Source organism: Hymenobacter sp. BRD67, from assembly GCF_013256425.1.
In the GTDB taxonomy this organism is placed as follows: Bacteria; Bacteroidota; Bacteroidia; order Cytophagales; family Hymenobacteraceae; genus Hymenobacter.
The window spans coordinates 4,257,835-4,278,158 of the sequence record NZ_CP053904.1 but is presented as its reverse complement, the minus strand read 5'-3'; the positions used below and the strand labels follow the sequence as shown (position 1 = coordinate 4,278,158).

21 protein-coding genes and 1 pseudogene are annotated in these 20,324 nt (G+C 61.4%); 13 read left to right on the top strand and 9 right to left on the bottom strand.

Going from position 1 to position 20,324, the window contains the following annotated elements; all coding sequences use genetic code 11:
• The first annotated feature begins 24 nt into the window (after positions 1-24).
• From GKZ67_RS20005 to GKZ67_RS19995, 3 genes are read left to right on the top strand one after another with little or no spacing between them, the layout of a single operon-like run.
• A complete protein-coding gene (locus GKZ67_RS20005; protein WP_173246048.1) occupies positions 25-453 on the top strand; it encodes a hypothetical protein in 429 nt (142 codons plus the stop codon).
• Positions 387-2,030, top strand: coding sequence for a lamin tail domain-containing protein (locus tag GKZ67_RS20000; protein WP_173246045.1), 1,644 nt, complete (start codon positions 387-389; stop codon positions 2,028-2,030). Before GKZ67_RS20005 ends, GKZ67_RS20000 begins: the two co-directional genes overlap by 67 nt.
• A gap of 41 nt (positions 2,031-2,071) precedes the next feature.
• Positions 2,072-2,602 carry a hypothetical protein gene (locus GKZ67_RS19995; RefSeq protein WP_173246044.1) on the top strand — a complete coding sequence of 177 codons (531 nt, stop codon included), beginning with the start codon at positions 2,072-2,074 and terminating at the stop codon, positions 2,600-2,602.
• Positions 2,603-3,155: 553 nt separating this feature from the next.
• Here GKZ67_RS19995 and GKZ67_RS19990 read toward each other — a convergent pair.
• The 6 genes and pseudogenes from GKZ67_RS19990 to GKZ67_RS19965 all read right to left on the bottom strand — a co-directional run.
• Positions 3,156-3,433, bottom strand: a pseudogene (locus GKZ67_RS19990) (transposase); the annotation flags it as partial.
• 281 nt (positions 3,434-3,714) lie between these two features.
• Positions 3,715-4,110, bottom strand: a complete 396-nt coding sequence (locus GKZ67_RS19985; protein WP_173246042.1) for a hypothetical protein — start codon at positions 4,108-4,110, stop codon at positions 3,715-3,717.
• The gene (locus GKZ67_RS19980; protein ID WP_173246040.1) at positions 4,104-4,925 is read right to left on the bottom strand and encodes a hypothetical protein; all 822 of its coding nucleotides are present in this window, start codon (positions 4,923-4,925) and stop codon (positions 4,104-4,106) included. The genes GKZ67_RS19985 and GKZ67_RS19980 overlap by 7 nt, the downstream gene beginning before the upstream one ends.
• The gene (locus GKZ67_RS19975) at positions 4,922-5,611 is read right to left on the bottom strand and encodes a hypothetical protein (protein ID WP_173246038.1); all 690 of its coding nucleotides are present in this window, start codon (positions 5,609-5,611) and stop codon (positions 4,922-4,924) included. The genes GKZ67_RS19980 and GKZ67_RS19975 overlap by 4 nt, the downstream gene beginning before the upstream one ends.
• Complete coding sequence (locus GKZ67_RS19970; RefSeq protein ID WP_173246036.1) at positions 5,554-5,964, bottom strand: hypothetical protein; 411 nt, start codon at positions 5,962-5,964, stop codon at positions 5,554-5,556. Before GKZ67_RS19970 ends, GKZ67_RS19975 begins: the two co-directional genes overlap by 58 nt.
• A gap of 488 nt (positions 5,965-6,452) precedes the next feature.
• Positions 6,453-6,776: a hypothetical protein gene (locus GKZ67_RS19965; protein WP_173246033.1), complete on the bottom strand. Its 324-nt coding sequence runs from the start codon at positions 6,774-6,776 to the stop codon at positions 6,453-6,455.
• Positions 6,777-7,226: 450 nt separating this feature from the next.
• Here GKZ67_RS19965 and GKZ67_RS23990 point away from each other — a divergent pair, with 450 nt between their 5' ends.
• The 3 genes from GKZ67_RS23990 to GKZ67_RS19955 are packed head-to-tail and all read left to right on the top strand — an operon-like array spanning position 7,227 to position 10,082.
• Positions 7,227-7,658: a hypothetical protein gene (locus tag GKZ67_RS23990; protein WP_254245308.1), complete on the top strand. Its 432-nt coding sequence runs from the start codon at positions 7,227-7,229 to the stop codon at positions 7,656-7,658.
• Positions 7,619-8,818 (top strand): DUF1800 family protein, encoded by a 1,200-nt coding sequence (locus GKZ67_RS19960; protein ID WP_254245289.1) that lies wholly within the window; start codon positions 7,619-7,621, stop codon positions 8,816-8,818. The genes GKZ67_RS23990 and GKZ67_RS19960 overlap by 40 nt, the downstream gene beginning before the upstream one ends.
• A gap of 37 nt (positions 8,819-8,855) precedes the next feature.
• Complete coding sequence (locus GKZ67_RS19955; RefSeq protein WP_173246027.1) at positions 8,856-10,082, top strand: DUF1501 domain-containing protein; 1,227 nt, start codon at positions 8,856-8,858, stop codon at positions 10,080-10,082.
• 7 nt (positions 10,083-10,089) lie between these two features.
• Here the strand turns inward: GKZ67_RS19955 and GKZ67_RS19950 are convergent, their stop codons facing one another.
• Entirely contained in the window at positions 10,090-10,932 is an 843-nt protein-coding gene (locus tag GKZ67_RS19950; protein WP_254244962.1) for a hypothetical protein, read from the bottom strand.
• A 361-nt stretch (positions 10,933-11,293) separates the two neighbouring features.
• Here GKZ67_RS19950 and GKZ67_RS19945 point away from each other — a divergent pair, with 361 nt between their 5' ends.
• Positions 11,294-11,995 (top strand): energy transducer TonB, encoded by a 702-nt coding sequence (locus tag GKZ67_RS19945; protein ID WP_173246024.1) that lies wholly within the window; start codon positions 11,294-11,296, stop codon positions 11,993-11,995.
• Between the two features lie 10 nt (positions 11,996-12,005).
• Here the strand turns inward: GKZ67_RS19945 and GKZ67_RS19940 are convergent, their stop codons facing one another.
• Positions 12,006-12,770 (bottom strand): alpha/beta fold hydrolase, encoded by a 765-nt coding sequence (locus tag GKZ67_RS19940; protein ID WP_173246021.1) that lies wholly within the window; start codon positions 12,768-12,770, stop codon positions 12,006-12,008.
• A 416-nt stretch (positions 12,771-13,186) separates the two neighbouring features.
• Between GKZ67_RS19940 and GKZ67_RS19935 the strand changes: the two genes are divergently transcribed.
• The 6 genes from GKZ67_RS19935 to GKZ67_RS19910 all read left to right on the top strand — a co-directional run bounded on the left by GKZ67_RS19935 (position 13,187) and on the right by GKZ67_RS19910 (position 19,210).
• On the top strand, positions 13,187-14,560 hold the full coding sequence (locus GKZ67_RS19935) for a DUF389 domain-containing protein (protein WP_173246018.1): 1,374 nt from the start codon (positions 13,187-13,189) through the stop codon (positions 14,558-14,560).
• Positions 14,561-14,699: 139 nt separating this feature from the next.
• Positions 14,700-15,986 (top strand): PQQ-dependent sugar dehydrogenase, encoded by a 1,287-nt coding sequence (locus tag GKZ67_RS19930; RefSeq protein WP_173246017.1) that lies wholly within the window; start codon positions 14,700-14,702, stop codon positions 15,984-15,986.
• On the top strand, positions 15,986-16,438 hold the full coding sequence (locus GKZ67_RS19925) for a c-type cytochrome (protein ID WP_173246014.1): 453 nt from the start codon (positions 15,986-15,988) through the stop codon (positions 16,436-16,438). Before GKZ67_RS19930 ends, GKZ67_RS19925 begins: the two co-directional genes overlap by 1 nt.
• 83 nt (positions 16,439-16,521) lie before the next feature.
• Positions 16,522-17,715 (top strand): AAA family ATPase, encoded by a 1,194-nt coding sequence (locus tag GKZ67_RS19920; RefSeq protein ID WP_173247047.1) that lies wholly within the window; start codon positions 16,522-16,524, stop codon positions 17,713-17,715.
• On the top strand, positions 17,715-18,263 hold the full coding sequence (locus GKZ67_RS19915) for a hypothetical protein (RefSeq protein WP_173246011.1): 549 nt from the start codon (positions 17,715-17,717) through the stop codon (positions 18,261-18,263). Before GKZ67_RS19920 ends, GKZ67_RS19915 begins: the two co-directional genes overlap by 1 nt.
• Positions 18,264-18,328: 65 nt before the next feature.
• Positions 18,329-19,210 carry a pirin family protein gene (locus GKZ67_RS19910; RefSeq protein WP_173246006.1) on the top strand — a complete coding sequence of 294 codons (882 nt, stop codon included), beginning with the start codon at positions 18,329-18,331 and terminating at the stop codon, positions 19,208-19,210.
• Between the two features lie 491 nt (positions 19,211-19,701).
• Here GKZ67_RS19910 and GKZ67_RS19905 read toward each other — a convergent pair whose 3' ends face one another.
• A complete protein-coding gene (locus GKZ67_RS19905) occupies positions 19,702-20,265 on the bottom strand; it encodes a DUF4136 domain-containing protein (RefSeq protein WP_173246004.1) in 564 nt (187 codons plus the stop codon).
• Positions 20,266-20,324 lie beyond the last annotated feature (59 nt).

Genomic DNA, 20,324 nt, shown 5'->3' with positions numbered 1-20,324 from the left:
CTAGTACTTAGCCTATTTACCTTATTGCCGCAAGCCGGCCACGCCCAGCTCGTCGAGACGTTTGCCGATGGTAATTTCACCCACAACCCGGCCTGGAGCGGCGACGTGGGCAGCTTTGTGGTGACCAGCCAGACCCTGCAAAGCAACGGCCCGGCCGTAACGGGCACCCAGCTCCAGCTCGTGACGCCGTGCCAGGCCAGCACCGGCACTACCTGGGAATTCTGGGCCAATCTGAAGCTGGTCACCTCGTCGGGCAACCTGGCCGATGTGTGGCTGCTGGCCTCGCAGGCCGACCTCCGGAGCCCGGCCACCAAAGGCTACTTCGTGCGGCTGGGCGGTACCGGGGCAAGGTCAGCCTGTTTCGCAAAGACTCGGCCCGCACAGCCGTGGTGCTTATCGACGGGCAAAGCGGCAGCCTCAGCACCACCAACAACCTGGTGCGGGTGCGCGTAACCCGGTCGGTGCAAGGGCAATGGACGCTGGCCCGCGACCTGAGCGGCGGCCGCAGCTTCGGGGCCGAGCCCAATTCGCCGGCCACCGACAACACGTACCAGCGCAGCGCCACGGTGGGCGTGTCGCTGCTGTACTCGTCGGCCAATGGCAGGAATTTTTACTTCGACGATTTTTTTGTAACCGATACCACGGCGCCGCTGCTGGTGCGGGCCGTCGCCGTGGATGCCCGCACCGTAGACGCGGTTTTTAACGAAGCCGTAGATTCTGCGGCCGCCAGCCAGCCGGCGCATTACCGGCTGGCTACGGGCGCAGTACCGGCCACGGCCCAGGTATCGGCGCTCAACCCGGCCGTAGTGCGGCTGACTTTCGCGACAGATTTTTCCAGCACTAACCAGCTGCAAGTTCGGCAGGTAGCCGACCTGTACGGCAACCTCGCGGCGGGCCCGCTACCGGCAACTTTTGCGGGCGTGCCGGTGGCCCCAAAGCCGGGCGAGCTGCTCATTACCGAGATAATGGCCCGCGAAACGCCGGTGGTGGGCCTGCCCGCGTCGGAGTTTGTGGAGCTTTATAATAATACACCCGGCAAAGTACTGAGCCTGCGCGGGGTGCGCCTGCTGAAGCCCGGCAGCAGCACGGCCGCCGTGCTGCCCGATACCGCCCGGCTGCTGCCTGGCCAGTACGCCGTGGTGTGCGGCTCGACGCGCACCGCGCAGTTTGCATCGTATGGCAAGGTGTATGGGCCGACCAACTTCCCCTCGCTCACCAATGCCGGCGACCAGTTGGTGCTGCGCGGCCGCGACGGCACTACCCTGTTTGAAGTAGCCTATGCTGATACCTGGTACCGCGACCAGCGCAAGGCCGCCGGCGGGTGGTCGCTCGAAATGCTCGACCCCGCCAACTACTGCGGCGGGGCCGAAAACTGGCAGGCCAGCCAGGATGCCAGCGGCGGCACGCCCGGCCGCCGCAACAGCGTAGCCACCGCCAACCCCGACCGCACACCTCCCACGCTGCTGCGCGCCGTAGCGCTCACGGCCAGCACCATCCGGGTGTATTTTGGCGAGAAGCTGGACAGTGCCGCTGCTGCCAATCCGGCCCTCTACGCCGTGCAGGGCAGCGCCAGCACAGTACCGGTTGTGAGCCGGGCTGCGCCCCTTGGCCCCGATTTCCGGGCCGTTGACCTGGCGGTGAGCCCTGCCCTGCAACCCAGCCAGCCCCTGACCCTGACCGTAGCCCGTGCCACCGACTGCGCCGGCAACGCCAGCGGGCCGCTCCGCGCTACCAACGTGGCGCTGCCCGAGGCCGCACAGCCCGGCGATATCGTCCTAAATGAGGTATTATTCAACCACGCGCCCGGCGGCGTGTACTTTGTGGAGCTGCTCAACCGCTCGCTGCGCTACGTCAGCCTGCAAGGCTATCAGCTTTCGCATCAAAAGACCAGCGGTACGGGCACGGCCATTATCAGCCCCCCCGTGCCCTACGTGCTGGCGCCCGGCCAGCTGGTGGCGCTCACTTCGGCCCCGATATTCTGCAAGCGCAGTACCCCACGAGCAGCGACGCGGCGGCGCTGCTGGCCGTAAGTGGCTTTCCGGCCCTGGATAATAGCGCCGGCACTATATCGGTGTACGACCAGCGCGGCACTGAGCTCGACCACTATGAGTACAACAAAAGCCAGCATCTCAGCCTGCTGAGTACCCAGGCGGGGGTGTCGCTGGAACGCATTCGGGCCGCCGGGCCGAGCCTGGCCGGCAACTTCCACTCGGCGGCCAGTGCGGCGGGCTCGGCCACGCCCGGCCGCCCCAACTCGCAGGCCCAGGATGCGGTGGGCAACGGCCAGGAGCTGAGCCTGGTGCCCGAGCTGTTTACGCCCGACGACGATGGCCAGCAGGATTTTACCACCCTCAACTACCAGCTCGACCAGCCCGGCTACGTGGGCTCCGTAACGGTGTACGATGCCCTGGGCCAGCTCACGCGCCGGCTACTGCGCAACGAAAGCCTGCCCACCACCGGCTTTGTGCAATGGGACGGCCTGGATGAGCGCGGCCGCAAAGCAGCCATCGGATATTATATAGTATTTATTGAATTATTCGGACCAAGCGGTGGCGAGCGGCGCGAGTATAAGAAAACCGTGGTGGTGGGCGCCCGGCTGTAACGGCCAATGAATAGCACGGATAATATATAATTTATTTAAATACTGTCATGAGACAACTCATTTCTAAAGCCTAAATTCACCAGGTGCATTTTACTTACTACTAAGTGGTTAGGCCTAAAAATCTTGCCTATAGCCTCTGCGCCCCCTGGCTATATTACCGACTGAGGCCTGGTTCCCAGCCTCACGGCTGGGCGTAGGAATAATGGCATTATTATCCCGACTTATGCCCCAGCTTGGTTTAAGCTCCAGCTTAGGAATACCTCAAAAATGTATTATATTACTATAGAAATCTATTCAGGTTCTGGGGTTTGTTGCTTTATAATCCTAAAGACACTGTCCTAATTCGTCCCACTCAAGCTATGGGAGTTAAGACATCTGTCGCGTGGGGCATCATAGACCAAGCTACCGGCAGTTCATCGCAAGGTTATGAAGAGGTAAAGCCTGGTCCGCTCAACACGGTGGCCGTGCAGATTCCCTTTTAGCCGATGCGCCCCCTGCTTTCTCTCTGGCTGCTGCTTTTTAACACAGTAGCTGCTGCTCAACTAGACCATCCCAAAATGCTAAAATCAAACCCGGCATCGGTCAACTCCAAGCCCAGCAGATACTTCCAGTCAAGGCGACTGCGCAAGGTATCGGCCGCTTGGCGGTCGGAGAGATTTTCGGCGAATTGCAGCAGCGTCACCAGCCCTAACTACCAGGGAGCCTGGGCCGCTTGCCCCGTTGCGGAAATAAGTCGGCAAAGAGGGCATCGTCATATAGGGTGCCCAGGGTATCGCGCAGTTGCAGGTAGCAATTGCCGCGCGGAAAAGCCGCCTGTGCTACCTGGCGCGTTTGGGTCGAAACAGGCGTGCTGGGTTGGGGTGCAGAGCAGAAGCGATTAAGGCGCCTCCGAAAATAGCTTTTTTACTCCAAGACCAATTCGCCAACAGTATCCCGTTAGAAGGAGAACCCCACGTTCAGGGGCGGTGGCCGGCGTCGCGCGGCTTCCCCGGTTAGGCCAGGGCCGCGGTCCAAAAAACCTTGTAGCGCCAACGTTTGGCCAGTCGGGGGTTGTCTTTTCCAACAATCGAACGAGTAGCCCTACTGCTGGCCACCTTTACGCGGCTCCCTCCCTATTTGATGACCCGAATCAGGTTGTTGAAAAAGTCGGCCACGTACACCGTACCACCTGCGTCCACAGCCACCCCGGTAGGGTAGCTGAAGCTGGCGGCCGTGCCCGTGCCGTTGGCGTTGCCCGGCGTGCCTGTCCCGGCCAGCGTGCTCACCACCCCCGCCGCCGTGATTTTGCGAATCAGCTGGTTGAACTGGTCCGCTACGTACACCGCGCCGCCCGCGTCTACAGCCACCCCGGCGGGGCCGTTGAAGCCGGCCGCCAGTGTGCTTACGACCCCGGCCGCCGTGATTTTGCGAATTAGGTTATTATTCTGGTCCGCCACGTACACCGTGCCGCCCGCGTCCACGGCCACGCCAGCCGGGCTGTTGAAGCCGGCCGCCAGTGTGCTCACCACCCCGCGGCCGTGATTTTGCGAATTAGGTTATTGCGCTGGTCCGCCACGTACACCGTACCACCCGCGTCCACGGCCACCCCGGCGGGGTAGTTAAAACTGGCGGCCGTGCCCGTGCCGTTGGCGCTGCCCGCCGTGCCTGTCCCGGCCAGCGTGCTCACTACCCCGGCCCCCGTGATTTTGCGAATCAGGTTATTATGCTGGTCCACCACGTACACCGTACCACCCGCGTCCACGGCCACCCCGGCGGGGCTGTTGAAACTTGCGGCTGTGCCAGTGCCGTTAGCGCTGCCCGGGAAGTTGGCCGTGCCGGCTAGCGTACTTACGACCCCCGCGGCCGTGATTTTGCGAATCAGCTGGTTGCGCTGGTCCGCCACGTACACCGTGCCAGCCGCGTCCACGGCCACCCCGATGGGGTTGTTGAAGCTGGCTGCCGTGCCCGTGCCGTCGGCGCTGCCCGAGCCGCCCGAGCCGGCCAGCGTGCTCACCACCGTCCCATTGGCCGGCACCGTTGAGCCCGTAGCATCCGGTACCCGACCGGTGGTCAGATTCACCCAGGCCACGCCGGTATAGTAGTAGATGCCTGGGGTACCGTCAGTCTGAAACACGAGCAGGCCGGCGGCGGGGCTGGCGATGGCCGCCCGCTGGGCTGCCGTCAGGCGCGGGGGCAGCAGCCCCTGAGTGGTGGAGGTGACGTCGAGCCGGGCCGAGCCATCAGGGGCGGTGGTGCCGATGCCCACCCCCTGGCCGCGGGCGGTCAGGGTGCCCAGCAGTAGGGCCGACAGCAAGAGTCGTCGCAGGGAAAAGAAGGTGGTCATACGCAGGGATAAAAAGCAAATGAAAAGTGGTGCCCCGGCCCTACTCCACCACAAAGCGGGTGATAAAGCTGGCCGTGTCCGTGATGTAGCGCAGCAGATAAGCCCTGCTGGCCAGGCCGGCCAGCGGCACTTTGCCTTGGGCCTGGGCCGTGAAGTCGGTGAGGGGTGAGGGTGAAGGGCAGCGGATTGGCCGATTTGCTCACCGTGGAGCGATTGAGCACCGTGGGCGTGGCGCTCACGCTCAGGCTGCTGCTGGCATCGGCGACCGGTCCGGCCGTGCGCCGGGGCTGGCCCACGGCGGGCTGCTGCCAGGCCCGCGCCGTCGTCAGGTCGCTCAGGCCATTGGTGTTATCGGCCAGCCTGCTCAGGCTTAGCTGCACCGCCGTGGTGGGCTGGGTGGTGAGGGCCACAGTCCAAATCCGGTTGATACCCTTATTAGTACCGCCCACGTTCTGGCCGTAGCTTACATCGGGAGTTCGCAGGCCCGCCCTACAAGTGATGCTGACCGCGCCCAGGCTATTGCCCTGCGGATTGAGCACCACCCCGTGGCCGACGGGCGTGGTACCACTTACCGCGTTGCGGGTGACTTGCAGCACGCCCAACACGTAGCGGCCCGTCGTTTCCCCGCTCACGCTGGCTCCGTTGGGCAGCAGGGTATTGGCCCCAGACGTAGGCTTGTTGACCACGACCTGGTAGAGCGAGGCCCCGCCGGGGTGAGCAGTTGGTTGGCCATCCCACTGAAGGTCACGCTGCCGGTGCCCGGCACCAGGGAGCCCGTGTTGGCCAGGTCGCTGCGCACTTCCAGCGTGCCCGAGTTCAGGTCGAGCGTGCCGGGGTTGGTCAGGGGAACGTCCATGCGCAGCGTGCCCTGGTTGGTGAGCGTACCGCCGGCCTGGTTACTCAGCCCGCCCGTGCCCACATAAAGCGTCGCTCCTGGCTGCACCGTGAGCGTAGCCCCAGCAGTGGTCAGGTCCTGGGCTAGGGCTGGGCAAGCTAACACAAGCCCGCTCGCAACCAACGCAAAGTACTGTTTTTGCATACGAAAGAAGTTGGAAGGGCGCGCCGGCTCCGCCAGCAAAGGTAAACGCGACGTAAGCTCCGCCGTATCGCATGAAGAAGCTAGGCCCAGTGGGCCAGTAGAAACGGAGAGGCGTTGACTGGGCTCAAACTGGGTGCCTTCTCGACAGCCTTTGCTAGTTTAAGAGAAGACAAGGAGTTAGACGAGATACACTCCTTGTACTTTCTCAGTGAACAGGTCCATTCGATTGGGTACTGCCTTCACATGCCAGATGCTTGCTAGACAAACCGGCTCTTGACTTGCTCCCCAAAATAGGGCTAGTCGGAGGTCTTTTGTAGTGGGCTGAGTAAGCCGGGCCGCATAGGCGCTTGGTCTATACCGGCGAGATGAGTAGCTGGCAGACGGAATAGCTAGATGCTATAACCAACTTACCGGGTAGCTAAGCAAGGTGTCGGAGGTGAGGTAGTTTAGTGCTGAGGGCCGAAAAAACGGACGGAACTATCTCTTGGCTAGAAGGCAAGAGCCCCGCCTTTCCAGAGAAAAGCGGGGCTGAGCGGTCTGGGCCGGGAAGCACTATGCTTAGCGGTAGTCGTAGAAGCGATAAGCTGGGCGCGCGTCGTAATCGCGGCGGAAGCGCTGGTCGTAGTCGGCGTGGCGATACGCCCCCTCGTAGCGGGCCCGCTCTTCATAACGGGGGTGCTCGTAGCCCCGCTCCGAGCGGTAGCCCTCGCCCTGGCCGTAGCGCCCGTGGTCAAAGGTGGGGCGGCCGAAGCGCAGAGCGTCGTCGTCAGCAGGGCCGCAGTCGCAATGCAGGAAAAGAGGGAGGCTTTCATGGCAAAAGGAATTGAAAGGATTAAAAGGGAAGAACGCGTCTGCCCTTCCAAAGGCAAGGGCTATGCCAAGGCCTTCGGCAGCAATTTGCCTACTTTTGATTAATTGCTTAACTATTAATATTTTATCTTAAAATAGGCTCTGAATTCATCGCCCAACCCGGCGATTCTACCGTTCAATTCCCAGCCGTAGGCCCGCTAAGAAACCCGGGCGGTTGGGGTGCGCTCAAGCTGTTGCGAGGACTTGGTCCGTAGCGGCGCGATGGAGCAGGCGCTGGACCTGCTTTACCCGACCACCTCACCCCGCTCGTTGTTCGCGCCAGTCGTGCTTACCAAAAGCCAGCAGCCCGCCCCGCTCCCTAACCTGGGAACTGTTTTATTGCTTTTTGCAGCTAGTACCACGGCGGCTGGCTGCTCCATTAAACCTTGGCCGCTGATTAGCCTCCAACTGCCATGAACGCACAGCAGCTCCAGCATTTGTATTGGCGGGCCGGCTTCGGGCCGCGCCCCCAGGATGTGGCCGCCGGCCTCAGCACCGGCAAGGCCCTGCGGCAGCTGCTGCACGAGGCCCGCGCCTACGAGCCCATCACGAGCGCCGCACTTTCTTACAACGACCCGCAGGGGGCCGTGATGGCCGTACCGGCGGCTCCGGCTACCCCGGCGGCCGGGCCGGCAGCGGCTTCGCCTGCCCCCGCCAGCTCAGCGCAGCCGGGCACCCTCAACCCGGCCCGGATGGACGCGCTCCCGGCGGCCGTAGACGCGCTGCGCCCGCGCTCGGCGCTGGCCCTGCGCCGCCAGGGCTTGCCGCAGCTGCGCCGCGCCGACCTTACCCCGAGCAGCGCAAGCTGCAAAATGAGGCCATCCGGGATGCTTTCATTGGCATGAGCACGGCCTGGATGAATAAGATGGCGACTTCGCCCGGCCAGCTTCGCGAGAAGGTGGCGCTGTTCTGGCACGGGCACTTTGCCTGCCGCACCCGCCGCCCCGACGACAGCTTGGCCCTGCTCAATACCATTCGGGAAAAGGCGCTGGGTAAGTTTCCCGACCTGTTGCTGGCCGTGAGCCAGGAGCCGGCCATGCTGCAATTTCTGAATAACCAGCAAAACCGCAAGGAGCATCCCAACGAAAACTTCGCCCGCGAAGTAATGGAGCTCTTTACCCTGGGCCGGGGCAACTACACCGAAAACGACGTAAAAGAGGCGGCCCGTGCCTTTACCGGCTGGAGCTACGACGCGCAAAGCCGCTTCACGTTTCGGGAGCGCCAGCACGACGCCGGCCCCAAAACGCTGCTGGGGCAAACCGGCAATTTCGGGGGCGAAGACGCGCTGCGCATCATTATGCAGCAGCCGGCGGCGGCCACCTTTATTGTGACGAAGCTGTACCGCTTCTTCGTGAACGACGTGCCCAACCCGGCCCACATCGAGCCGCTGACCGTCGCTTTCCGCAAAAGCCACTACGACATCGGCGACCTGCTGGAGCGCATGTTCTCGGCCGACTGGTTTTACGAGCCGGCTGCTATGGCCACCATTATTAAGTCGCCGGTGGTGCTGGTGGCGGGCCTGCGCCGCACCCTCAACCTGAAGGTAGACAACGACAAGCAGCTGCTGGGCTACCAGAAAGCGCTGGGCCAGACGCTCTTTATGCCGCCCAACGTGGCCGGCTGGCCCTGCGGCCGCGCCTGGATAGACTCGTCGTCGCTGCTGCTGCGCCTGCAGCTGCCGAGCATTCTGTTTAAAAATGCCGAGTTTGCCGTGCGCCTCAAAGACGATGAGAACGACATCACGCCCCAAACCACCGGCAGGGAGCGCACGGTGAAAAATACCGAGACTACCCACCTGCCGCTGGCCCCCATTCAGCAGCTGCTGGGCGGGGCACCCACTGAAAACCAGCCGCAGCTGCTGGCCGATTTTCTGCTGCAAGCGCCCCTACGCCCCGAAAATCTGGCCCTGGTGCAGCAGGCCGCGGCTAAAGCCACCACACCCGAAGAGCGCCTGCGCAATACGCTGCTGAGCTTGCTGAGCCTGCCGGAGTATCAGCTGGCGTAGCACGCATCTGTTTAACTAACTTTATTCCCTGGTTTATATGCAACGCCGCCAGTTTCTGCAATCTTCCGCTTTGGCCAGCACCTTGCTGCTGGTGCCCAAGTTTTTGCACGCCCTCGACCGGTCCGAGAACCAGCTGGCGGCCCGGCTGCGCGATGCGCCGGGCGGGACTGCCAAGCGCCTGATTGTGGTGCAGCTCGGCGGCGGCAATGATGGCCTGAATACCCTGGTGCCGTTTCGCAACGACCTGTACTACAAGGCGCGGCCCACGCTGGCGCTCCGCGAAGCCGATGGCCTGCTACCCGTGAGCGACGAGCTGGCCCTGCACCAGTCGATGAAGGGCCTGAAGGGCTTGTTTGACCAGGGGCAGCTGGCCATCTGCAACGCCGTGGGCTACCCCAACCCCGACCGCTCGCACTTTCGCTCGATGGACATCTGGCAGAGCGGCTCGGGCTCGGAGCAGCTGCTGAGCACCGGCTGGCTGGGCCGCTACCTCGACAGCAACTGCGCCGGCGGCGCCCCCGCCTACCAGGCCCTCGAAATCGACGATACGCTGAGCCTAGCGCTGAAGGGCGCGCAGCGCAACGGCCTAGCGCTTAAGAATCCGGGCAAGTTTCATCAGCTTACCCAAAGCCGCTACCTCAGCCGGCTAAGCCAGGAAAAAGCGGCCGCGCCGGCGGGCTCCGAGCTGGATTACCTGTATAAGACGCTGGCCGAAACCGCCTCGTCGGCCGACTACTTATATGAGAAGTCGAAAATCCACAACAGCACGGCCACTTACCCGAACACCGACTTTGGCCGCAACCTGAAAACCACCGCCGAGCTTATCGGCTCGGGCGTGGAGTCGCGGGTGTACTACCTGGCCTTATCGGGCTTCGATACCCATGTGGGGCAGCACGGCCGCCAGGCCCAGCTGCTGGGCGAGCTGTCTGACGGCCTCGCGGCCCTGGCCGCCGACCTGCAGAAAAGCAGCGAGTGGAACAATACCCTGGTAATGGTTTTCAGCGAGTTTGGCCGGCGCGTGAGCCAGAACGCCAGCAACGGCACCGACCACGGCACGGCCAACAACGTGTTTCTGCTGAGCGGCGCGCTGCGCAGGCCCGGCCTGCTCAACCAGCCTGCCAGCCTCGCCGACCTCGACCAGGGCGACCTGCGCTACCAGCTCGATTTCCGCAGCCTCTACGCCAGCATCCTCACCGATTGGCTCGGCGCCGACGACAAGCTCGTGCTGGGTCCCGGCATTGAGAAGCTGGCCGGGCTGGTTTAATGGTTAATTACAGCGGCACGTTGAAGCCGAAGCCGTAGATGAGCTGGCCCGAGCCGAAATGGTGCGTAACGCGGCCCAGCCGGTCGGCCCCGATGTAGCTGTTGGTGTAATTGGCAAACGCGCCCTGGAAGTCGGTATTCAGGAAAAAATAGCGGTAGAACTCCAGGCGCAGACCGCCACTGGCTCCGACCACCCAGCCTTCGTAGTGAAAAGGACCCTCGGCGTGGCTAGTGAATATAGAAGAAATTGTATATGATATCATGGGGCCACCGCCTACTTTCCCCACGGCGCTGAGAGTTACGTGGCGGCCGGCCGTGAGCTCGTGGCGCTTCACCAGGTTCACCATCAGGTAGTTGTTGCCGTTCGTGTGCTGCAAGTGCACAAAGTTGGGCGTCACGAGCGTATCGCGGTCGAACTTAAAGCCCCGGATTTCGCCCGATGCGCGCATTACCTGGTTGTCATCGACCACGTACTTGAGGTGGTTCCAGCTCACCTCGATTCCCAGGTCGTGCTTATCGTGAAACATGTAGCCCACCGTGAGGTCGTACTGCGGCACGGTCAGGTTGTTGAGCTTCCAGAAGTCGCTCATGCTGGGATGGTCGTGCGCTACCGCGTTGTGAAAGGTAAAGTCGTAGTCATCCGACTTATCATTCCTAAAGCGGATATCCGATTTGGTGTACCAGTCGCGGTTGTAGCTCCAGTTGAGGTACAAGCTGCCGTGGTCGCCGTGCAGGGCCGGCACGCCGGCCAGCGGAGCAGCAGGGCTAACAGGAGTAATCGAAGCAAGCTGGGCAACAGCTGCCTTGCTTAAGCCCAGCAGTAAGGATAGTGTCAGTAAATAAGTACGCATTAGAAATCAATCAGTCAACTTCGTTTTATAGTTAAGGCCATACGAAGTTACTGTCGAGGTAGCGTATAGTCGAGGCTAATTCGGCACATTAATACATTTCCTGGGTCCGTGCATGCGGTGCAGTGGGGCAACCTCGCCCCACTTCTCCAAAAATGAGGGGAGCCAGACGAGTAGTACAGGCAGGTTTATTCGAGCCAGCCCGCGGCTGCACAGCACCTGCTCAGGTATATTGCGCCACTACTATTCGCCAGCTATGCGACATTTTTTTATTCAGCAGCTTCGCCAGCAGGTACCAGCCTGTTTTTCCATCTTTTTTTGGGTGCTGACGGCCTTTGTCGCATGTGCGCAAACGGCACCTACTATGGCCCTATTAGGCAACGACCCCACCGCGATAGCCTACACTGGCCCCCGCTTTCCAGGTGGACCCGACTCGTTACAGGCTCTGCTCACGCGAGTACAGCGGCAGGCCGGACCGGCGCTGACTGGCGAGGTTTTTCTTCGCCTGGAGCTGGATAACCAAGGGAATACCCAAAAGTCTTATTTTTTGATGCCGCCTGCCGGCTCGCCAGCCTTCGCCCTCATTTCTATGCCAGCAGTACAGGCGCTAGCCGGGCAACTGGTGCAGCAGCTCCCCACCTGGCAGCTCGTCACCGGGGCACCCGGCCAAAACAAGTCGGCTCCTATTACCGTGACGTTGCCCCTACTTTTTGGCCAAGCTACGCTGCCCACAGCGCTCAACTACAGCGATGAAAACCCCACATTTCCGGGCCAGAAAGTTCAGAGGCGGCTGATACCCAACCTTGGATATTACGTGCAAACTCAGGTGCGCTACCCCGTAGATGACCTGCGGCACGGCCGCCAGGGAGTGGTATATGCCTATTTCGAAGTGAGCGAAACCGGCGCACTGGAGCAGCGACGTATTGTGGGCAGCGTCAGCCCCACCTTAGATGCGGAAGTACTGCGCGTGCTCAACTCCCTACCCAATGCCCTCACGCCACCCCGCCAGCAAGGCCGCCCGGTGCGGGTGGGCTACGTACAGCCTTTTACGTTCAGGATTCAGTAAACCACCTTCTTTACATCTTGAAAACCGCCTCTGCCAGCGCCAGCACGGCCCGGCGGGTGGCTTCGGGCTGCTCCAGATAAGCCTGGTGGCCGCTGCCTTCCAGAAAAAGCCCGGCGCTCGTGGGAGCCAGCGCCGCCTGGGCTATCGAGTCGGCGAGCGGCACGGCCACGTCGTGCTTGCCGGCCACCAGCAGCACCGGAAATAGGGTCGTGCGCAGCACTGCCGTGCGGTCGGGCCGCGCGGCCATGGCCCGCAGCGCCCCGGCAATGGTAGCGTCGGGCGTAGCCTTGCCAATGTCTTCGAGCAGGGCCTGCGCCTCGGGCAGGCGGTCGCGGTTGGCAGGCGCGAAGAGCGGACGCACGAAGCTGTCCATAAACTTTTCAAGGCCATGGCGCTCCACAAAGCCGATGTTTTTCTCGCGATTCTGGCGCTTCTCGTCGGTATCGGCGTGGGCTGTGGAGTTGATGAGAGCCAGGCCGGCCACGCGGTCGGGGTAGCGCTCGGCCAGGGCCAGGGCCACGTAGCCGCCCATGCTGTGGCCCACCACCAGCACCGGGCCGGGGCAGCCCTTCTGGTCTAGGTAATTGACTACGTAGCGGGCCTGCGCCTCCATCGAGAAGTCGGGCACGGCGGCGCGGTTGGTGCCATGGCCCAGCAGGTTGGGCGTGAGCAGGCGGTAGCCGGCCGGGAACGGCCGGGTAAAGTCGGTCCAGACCTCGCGGCTTTCGGCAAAGCCGTGCAGGAAGAGGATGGTGGGAAGCTGAGCAGTAGACATAGTAATACTACCTTGCAGGCGGCAAGACTAGACACCAAAACTACGGTATGATTTCACGGCAGCGCTACCCGCTTCTATTTGCCATTGGGCTGGGGCTGGTTTATGCGCTGGTTACTCACCGGCTATTTGACCCAGGCCATATTTACCAGCTCTTCGATACTACCCTCCTAAGCCTGGCCTTTCTGGCCGTAATTTCCCTGGGCCTGGGGCCATTACGACCCACTTCACGCCCAAAGCCACTTCCAACCGGTGGCACCTGGTCTGGGCACCGTTTCTGGCTGTACTCAGCTTGGGCTTCATTACGAGCAAGATTCAGCAGCGCATGTTGCTGGTGCTGAAGCACCGCTGTGAAGTCCGGAGCTAGCAGCGGCCCGCGCAAGCCCCCATTTTCACCTGCCTCGTGGCATCGTTCTTATATGCTTGCTACCCTGCTGCGCTTTCTGCACAAGCGCTTTCTGCTGACCGAAGACATGGCCGACCCGGACGAGATTCGGGCTTATGTGGAGACAGGCATTCCGTTTCAGGGTACTAACCTGTGGGTGCTGCTTTTCGCCATACTGGTGGCTTCGGTGGGGCTGAACGTGAACTCGACAGCCGTCATCATCGGGGCCATGCTCATCTCGCCGCTCATGGGCCCCATCGTGGGCATTGGTTACGGCGCGGCTACCATGGAGCTGGCCCTGATTCGGCGCGGGCTCAAGAGCCTGCTCACGGCCACGGTGCTGAGCCTGGTGGTGTCGGCGCTTTACTTTCGCCTCACGCCCCTTACCGACGCCGGCTCCGAGCTGCTGGCCCGCACCCAGCCCTCTACCTGGGATGTGCTCATCGCCTTGTTTGGCGGAGCTGCCGGGGCGGTAGGCCTTACCCGGCGTGAGCACAGCAACGTGATTCCGGGCGTGGCTATTGCCACGGCGCTCATGCCGCCGCTATGCACAGTCGGCTACGGGCTGGCCAACGCGCACTGGGCCTATGCGGGCGGCGCACTGTATTTATTTTCAATTAACTGCGTATTTATCAGCCTTTCCACTTTCCTGGTAGTGCGCATTCTGCCGCTACCCCGGCACACGTTTGATAGTCCGCGGCGCACCCGGCGCGTGCGGGTCATCATCTGGGGCCTGGCCCTGCTCACGGCCGCACCCAGCGTGTACCTGGCCGTTGGCATTGTGCGTGATGACACTTTCACCCACAACGCCGAGCGCTTTGTGGAAGAGCAGCTGAATCGGCCCGGCACCTACGTGGTTACGAGCCGCATCGTGCCGGGCCCGCGCACCATCAATGTACTGCTGGCCGGCCAGCACCTCACGCCTGGCCAGCTCCGCGCCGCCCGTGCCCGGCTGGCCACCTATTGCCTGCAAGGCGTGCAGCTTACGGTGCGCCAGGGCCTGGCACGCGTCGACTCGGCCGATGCGCAGGCCATGCGCTCCAGCCTGCTCGAAGACCTGCGCAGCCGCAATGAGCACACCCTGCTAACCTACCAGGGCCGCCTGGCCCAGCTGCAACAGCTGCTGGCCAGCCGGTCCGATACCCTGGCTCCCCGCCTGCCAGCCGCCGCCACGCTGCTGCGCGAGGTGCAGGCTGAGCACCCCACCGTGCGCCAGCTGGGCCTGAGCTACCTGGTGCGGCCGGCCGCCGACTCGCTGCGCGCCGACACCACCGTGGTGGTGGCCCTGCGGGTGCGCCACTCGCTCCCCGCCCCCGAGCAGCAGCGCCTGGCCGCCTGGCTGCGCGTGCGCGCCGGGGGCCACCAGCCCGTGCAGCTGCTGACCACCCCCGAGCCGCCGGCCCATTAGCCTGCCCGCTGGCGCAACCCGCCGCACCTTTACTTGACTTTTACCGAAAAGTAGGGTCAGGCCCAACCTTCTCCCACTAGTTGCAGTTGGGGGAAGTGCTGACTGCAAGCTTTTCTTCAACCCGTTATCTCCTCGCCTTATGCGCTCTTTTTTCCCTCGCTACCTGTTAGCCGTGCCCGCTCTGGCCGGCAGCCTGGCCCTGCTGGCCAGCAATCCCAACGCGCCCACCGTAGCTCCTGACCCCGACAACGCCGGCCTGAAGTTGCCCGCCGGCTTCGGCGCCCTCAAAGTGGCCGAAACCGGCGGCCGGGCCCGCCACATTGCCGTGACGCCCCAGGGCATAATATATGTAAAGCTGAATAAAGTAAAGGATGGCAAGGGCATCCTGGAGCTGCACCCGCAGGCCAATGGCAAAGCCACCGCCGTCAGCGGCTTCGGCGACTACGGCGGCACGGGCATGTATGAGAAAAACGGCTACCTCTACGCCTCGTCCGACCACGCCGTGTACCGCTACAAGCTCGACGCCAAGGGCGAAGTGACCGACCCTACCAAGCCCGAGCTGCTGGTGCGCGGCCTAAAAGTGGGCAGCCAGCACGAGTCGAAATCCATCGTGCTCGACAACGCCGACAACCTGTACGTCAACATCGGGGCCTACGCCAATGCCTGCCAGGAGCAGGACCGTACGCGGGGCTCGAAGGGCATCCCCAACTGCCCCATTCTGGACTCGGCCGGGGGCATCTGGCAGTTCAAAGCCGATAAGCTCAACCAGCGCTACCCCGATGGCATCCGCTACGCCACCGGCCTGCGCAACGTGGTGGGCCTCGACTGGAATCCGCAGGATAACCAGCTTTTCGTGATGCAGCACGGCCGCGACCAGCTTTCCGACAACTGGCCCCAGTTTTACACCGAAAAGCAATCGGCCCAGCTGCCCGCCGAGTGCCTGTACGCTCTCAAGAAAGGCGATAATGCCGGCTGGCCCTACCTCTACTACGACCAGCTGCAACACAAGAAGATGCAGGGCCCTGAGTACGGCGGCGATGGCAAGAAGGAAGCCACCGGCAACTATATCGACCCCGCCGCCGCCTACCCTGGCCACATGGCGCCCGACGGCCTGCTCTTCTACACCGGCACGATGTTCCCGGCCCGGTACCGCAACGGGGCCTTCATTGCCTTCCACGGCTCCTGGAACCGCGCGCCCGAGCCGCAGGCCGGCTACTACGTAGTGTTCCAGCCGTTTAAGGATGGCAAGCCCAGCGGCCAGTGGGAAGTATTTGCCGACAACTTCTCGGGCTCGGTGGAGAAAACTGCCAGTGGCCGCGCCGACCACCGCCCCTGCGGCCTCGCTCAGGGCCCCGACGGCTCACTCTACGTGAGCGACGACCAGAAAGGCACCATCTACCGCATCGTGTATAACGCTAAGAAATAATGACTTTCAAGCAAGCTTTCCTGGCGCTAGCCTTGGCCGGCGGCGTGCTCTCGCTGCAAGCCCAGCACCGCCCGGCCCCGAAGAAAACCAGCACCAAAGCCAATCCGGCAATGGCCGCGTCTCTCACACGCGGCGCGGTGGTGTACAAGAACGTGTGCATTACCTGCCACATGGCCGACGGCGGCGGGGTACCCAACATGAACCCGCCGCTCAGCAAAACCAGCTACGTGCTCGGCGACAAGGCCAAGCTGGCCCACATCGTGCTCGCCGGCCTGGCCGAGCCCATCGAAATCGACGGCAACGACTACAAGCAGCACATGCCCGCCCAGAACTACCTCACCGACCAGCAGATAGCCGACGTGCTCACCTACGTGCGCAATAACTTCGGCAACAAAGCCAGCGCCGTGCAGGTAGCTGAGGTGAAAGCCGTGCGCGCCACGCTGCCCAAATAAGTTATTTTTTGAATATTTACGCGGCGGTTCCGGCAACGGGGCCGCCGCGTTGTAGTTTTATCCCCCTTCTATTTTCTACCGCCATGAACGAGCAGCTGATTGTCAAGAACTTCGGACCAATTAAAGACGCCACGGTGGACTTTAAGCGGGTCACGGTTTTTATCGGTCCGACGGGTGGGGGAAAAAGCACGCTGGCGAAGCTGGCGGCGGTGTTTCGGGAACCTCGACTCTACACAAGTGGGCGTAATGGAGTTGAAAGCACCCTTCGTGGATATGGAATTGATTTTGTAGCAAACTCTACTTTAATAAACTGGCAGGTTAGGCACTTAGGTATCGGGTTTTTAGATGGTAAATGGGAGCTAGGATTTCAAGATGAGATAAGAGCAGAAATTTTAGAATTAGCGCGTAAAGCAACTGAATTTCAAAAACAAGCCCAAGCATTAGCTGAGGCACAGAAGAGCGGACTTTATGAAAGCGCTTATTATTCTCAGGAGAAGAATGCTATTCAAACAAAATTTCAAGAAGTCGATAATTTTTTTTCACAAAATGCTGCTTCAAGTAAGCCTCGTTACATCCCAACTGAACGTATCCTTTTGTCGATTTTAGAAGAAGGGTGGCCAATTTTAATTAAAGACAAAATTGGCCTACCTATCCCCCTGCTATTTTTCGCGCAGGGGTTTTTAGAAGCCAGATTAATGGTAGGTATACTAGCACTTACCATTTTGGACGAAGCGTTTGCCTATGAGCATTCAAATGGGAAGGATTCTATCCGATTACCTTCGGGCGAGTTAATATCCCTTACTAAAGCTGCCAGTGGCATCCAATCCGTTACGCCGCTATTAGTGTTGCTAGAGAACCTGAGCCGCAACACCGAGCAGGCGCAAAGCTTTATCATCGAAGAGCCGGAGTTGAACCTCTACCCCACCGCCCAGCAAGGGCTGCTGAACTGGCTGGTGGAGAAATGCACGAAGGGCGAAAACGACCTGACGATAACCACGCACAGCCCCTACATTTTATCCAGCTGCAACCTGCTGCTGGAGGCGTATAAAGTGGCCCAGCTGCGCCCCGACCTGGAAGACGAGATAGCCGCCATCGTACCTAAAGCCTGCTGGCTGAACCCCGACGAGTTTGCCGCTTACTACGTGGCCGATGGCACGGTGAAACCCATCACCGACGAGCGCACGCACCTTATTGGTGGCAATGAGCTGGATAGCGTATCGGGCGATATTTCGGATAGCTTCCGCAAGCTGTTGCGGCTGAAGAAACAGGTGGCGTAATGCGGGAGGCACTAGAAAAGCACTTCGACCATTGCCGCCAGAAAGGCTGTATTACGGTCCATCCCGAAGCCGTTTCTTACTTCGAAGACCCACCCGGCGAAGGCTTTGTGCGTCGGGTAGCGGAGGCGGCTTTTGACCCGGAGCGACATTTTACGGTGCACAATGCGGCCGGGCGACCCGTGCATCTGGTGGCCATCGACAAGTGCCTTATCATGCAAGGCACCAAGCGTTGCGACTGCGTTTTCTACGAAAGCCATGACGTCTATTTTGTGGAGTTCAAACTGCGTGCGGAAGACCGGGAAGCTGCTGATGACCGCCGCATTGAGGCCCGCCTGACAGAAGCCTGGGAGCAGTTGCTGACTACCGTTTTGCTATTCGAGGAGCAAGGATTTCTGACGCGCGACCACCGGGTAAGCGCGTATGCCTATGTGGGCTACGGACCTATCATTCCGGCTCCTACCACCACGATTCTAAACCTGGCTGAGGAATTTGATAACCTCATTCGGTATAGTGCTGATTTCGACGTGAAAGACAGTGCCTTGTTTTAAAGTCCATAACCTTTCGCCCCGCCCCGGCTTATAAAACCTGCACTTACCCCGCAGTTTTATCCGCTATGGCCGCTCCCTCCTTCCGCCGCGTTTTCCAGGTTATTGATGGCAACAAAAAAGCCGTTGGCGACGGCTTCGACGTGACCAGTCCCATGCCGGGGCCGCGCATCCGGCAGCTGAGCCCCTACCTGCTCATCGACCACATCGGGCCGATGCAGATTGCGCCCACCGATACGCCACTGGGCTCGCCGCCCCATCCGCATCGGGGGTTTGAGACGGTGACGGTCGTGTACGACGGCCACCTCGCCCACCGCGACACGGCTGGCCACGATGGCATCATCGGCCCCGGCGACGTGCAGTGGATGACCGCCGGCGTCGGCCTGCGCCACGCCGAAATGTACGACCGCGACTTTGCCCGGCGCGGCGGCACCCTCGAATTATTGCAGCTGTGGGTCAATATGCCCAAGGCCGATAAGCTGGTGCCGCCCAAGTACCAGGAGTTGCGCGCGGCCAGCATCCCAAGCGTGCCGGTGCCGGGCGGCCAGGGCAGCATCCGCGTCATTGCGGGCAGCTACGGCGGGGCGACGGGGCCAGCCAGTACGTTTTCGCCCCTCACGCTGCTCGATTTGCAGTTGGCGAAAGCCGATGACTTTGTGCTGACCCTGCCCGCCGCCTACAACGTGGGCCTCTACGTGGTGCGCGGCGCGGTACTCGTAAACGGCGACCGGCCCGCCCACACCCAGCAGCTCGTAGTGCTGGGCTGGAACTCGCCCGATGTGCAGCTCACGGCCACTGAAGACAGCCTTGTGCTGGTGCTGGCCGGCGCGCCCATCGAAGAGCCGCTGGCTACCTACGGGCCGTTCGTGATGAACACCAACGAGGAGCTGATGCAGGCCATTGCTGACTTTGAGAGCGGCAACATGGGCAAGTTTCCGGAGGACGAGTAAAGGCGTTTTCGCTCGGAATACGCGTAATCAATAATGAAAAAAGAACGTCATGCTGAGCTTGTCGAAGCATGACGTTCTTTTTAATAGCTGATACTTATCGCAACCCGCCCAACTAAGCCCGGCATAACCTGCTCACCAAGCTAGCGGTATGCTGAAACACTCCTTTCCTTTTCCGCATGACTACTGACCTGATGAGTAGGCTCTCGCTCGGCGCGGGCTCTTCAGCGCTGGCTGGAACCCGCTTTTGGCTACAGCAGACTGGCCGTCCGCACCAGCAAAAATGTTGGGCTGCTCAACCTGCCCAACATCAACCAGCAGGCCGCTCAGCTCGACCATTTTGCCCGGTGCGTACTCTCGAACAAGCCCACCCGCGTCGGTGAAAGGGGCCTGCGCGACGTGTAGCCGCTCGAAGCTATTTGCCGCGCCTCCGAAACCGGCCAGTCGTTTTCAACCAACGACGTCCTGCGGCTCATCGGCCGCACCGACACCCACTAGCGTGTCGGTACTGGAAACTTCCTGAACACCTCGGCCACGCCCTCGTCAATCTGTCGCGCCGACTTGCTGGTGTTGCGCGAGAGCACGCGGGTGGTAGTGCCCTGCCACACCTGCTCTTTGCGGGCGGCATCTACCAGCTCAATGGTGGCGGTGCCTTCCTGATACTGGCCCGTGACAACTTCCTGCGCCTGCCAGTGGTAGTTGCGCTGGCCAATGTACTGCGGAGCGCCATCGGTGCGGAAGTCGGTTTCCCGCGTCTGGTCTTTTTGCTGAGTTACAATGCCAATGTTCACCCACAGGTCGGGCTGGGCAGCCCGCCGAAAGCCCCTGCTTTCCAGCTCGTGCGCCACGGCCCGCTTCAAATCAAAAATACCCGAGCCCGAATGCTGAAAAGCGGAGTCGTTGCGGGCCGTTTCGTCCATAAAATTGTACGTCTTATAGCTCGCCAGATTGACGCCTGTCTTCTGGTCCGTCTGCGTCAGCTGCTCGGCCGAGCAGGCGCTCATCCCCAGTGCCAGCGTCATCAGGGGCATTTTAAGAAACTTTGGGAGCGTACGCATAGTAGCTTGCCTAAAAGAAATGACAGAAGCCGGGCAACATAGTTTTTATTGAATATTTG

Bases quoted from the DNA above. Each gene is read 5' to 3' on its own strand.
- GKZ67_RS19980 (WP_173246040.1), bottom strand. From the start codon at position 4,925: ATGACCACCTTCTTTTCCCTGCGACGACTCTTGCTGTCGGCCCTACTG.
- GKZ67_RS19970 (WP_173246036.1), bottom strand. From the start codon at position 5,964: ATGCAAAAACAGTACTTTGCGTTGGTTGCGAGCGGGCTTGTGTTAGCT.
- GKZ67_RS19965 (WP_173246033.1), bottom strand. From the start codon at position 6,776: ATGAAAGCCTCCCTCTTTTCCTGCATTGCGACTGCGGCCCTGCTGACG.
- GKZ67_RS23990 (WP_254245308.1), top strand. From the start codon at position 7,227: ATGAACGCACAGCAGCTCCAGCATTTGTATTGGCGGGCCGGCTTCGGG.
- GKZ67_RS19955 (WP_173246027.1), top strand. From the start codon at position 8,856: ATGCAACGCCGCCAGTTTCTGCAATCTTCCGCTTTGGCCAGCACCTTG.
- GKZ67_RS19950 (WP_254244962.1), bottom strand. From the start codon at position 10,932: ATGCGTACTTATTTACTGACACTATCCTTACTGCTGGGCTTAAGCAAG.
- GKZ67_RS19945 (WP_173246024.1), top strand. From the start codon at position 11,294: ATGGCCCTATTAGGCAACGACCCCACCGCGATAGCCTACACTGGCCCC.
- GKZ67_RS19940 (WP_173246021.1), bottom strand. From the start codon at position 12,770: ATGTCTACTGCTCAGCTTCCCACCATCCTCTTCCTGCACGGCTTTGCC.
- GKZ67_RS19935 (WP_173246018.1), top strand. From the start codon at position 13,187: ATGCTTGCTACCCTGCTGCGCTTTCTGCACAAGCGCTTTCTGCTGACC.
- GKZ67_RS19930 (WP_173246017.1), top strand. From the start codon at position 14,700: ATGCGCTCTTTTTTCCCTCGCTACCTGTTAGCCGTGCCCGCTCTGGCC.
- GKZ67_RS19925 (WP_173246014.1), top strand. From the start codon at position 15,986: ATGACTTTCAAGCAAGCTTTCCTGGCGCTAGCCTTGGCCGGCGGCGTG.
- GKZ67_RS19920 (WP_173247047.1), top strand. From the start codon at position 16,522: ATGAACGAGCAGCTGATTGTCAAGAACTTCGGACCAATTAAAGACGCC.
- GKZ67_RS19915 (WP_173246011.1), top strand. From the start codon at position 17,715: ATGCGGGAGGCACTAGAAAAGCACTTCGACCATTGCCGCCAGAAAGGC.
- GKZ67_RS19910 (WP_173246006.1), top strand. From the start codon at position 18,329: ATGGCCGCTCCCTCCTTCCGCCGCGTTTTCCAGGTTATTGATGGCAAC.
- GKZ67_RS19905 (WP_173246004.1), bottom strand. From the start codon at position 20,265: ATGCGTACGCTCCCAAAGTTTCTTAAAATGCCCCTGATGACGCTGGCA.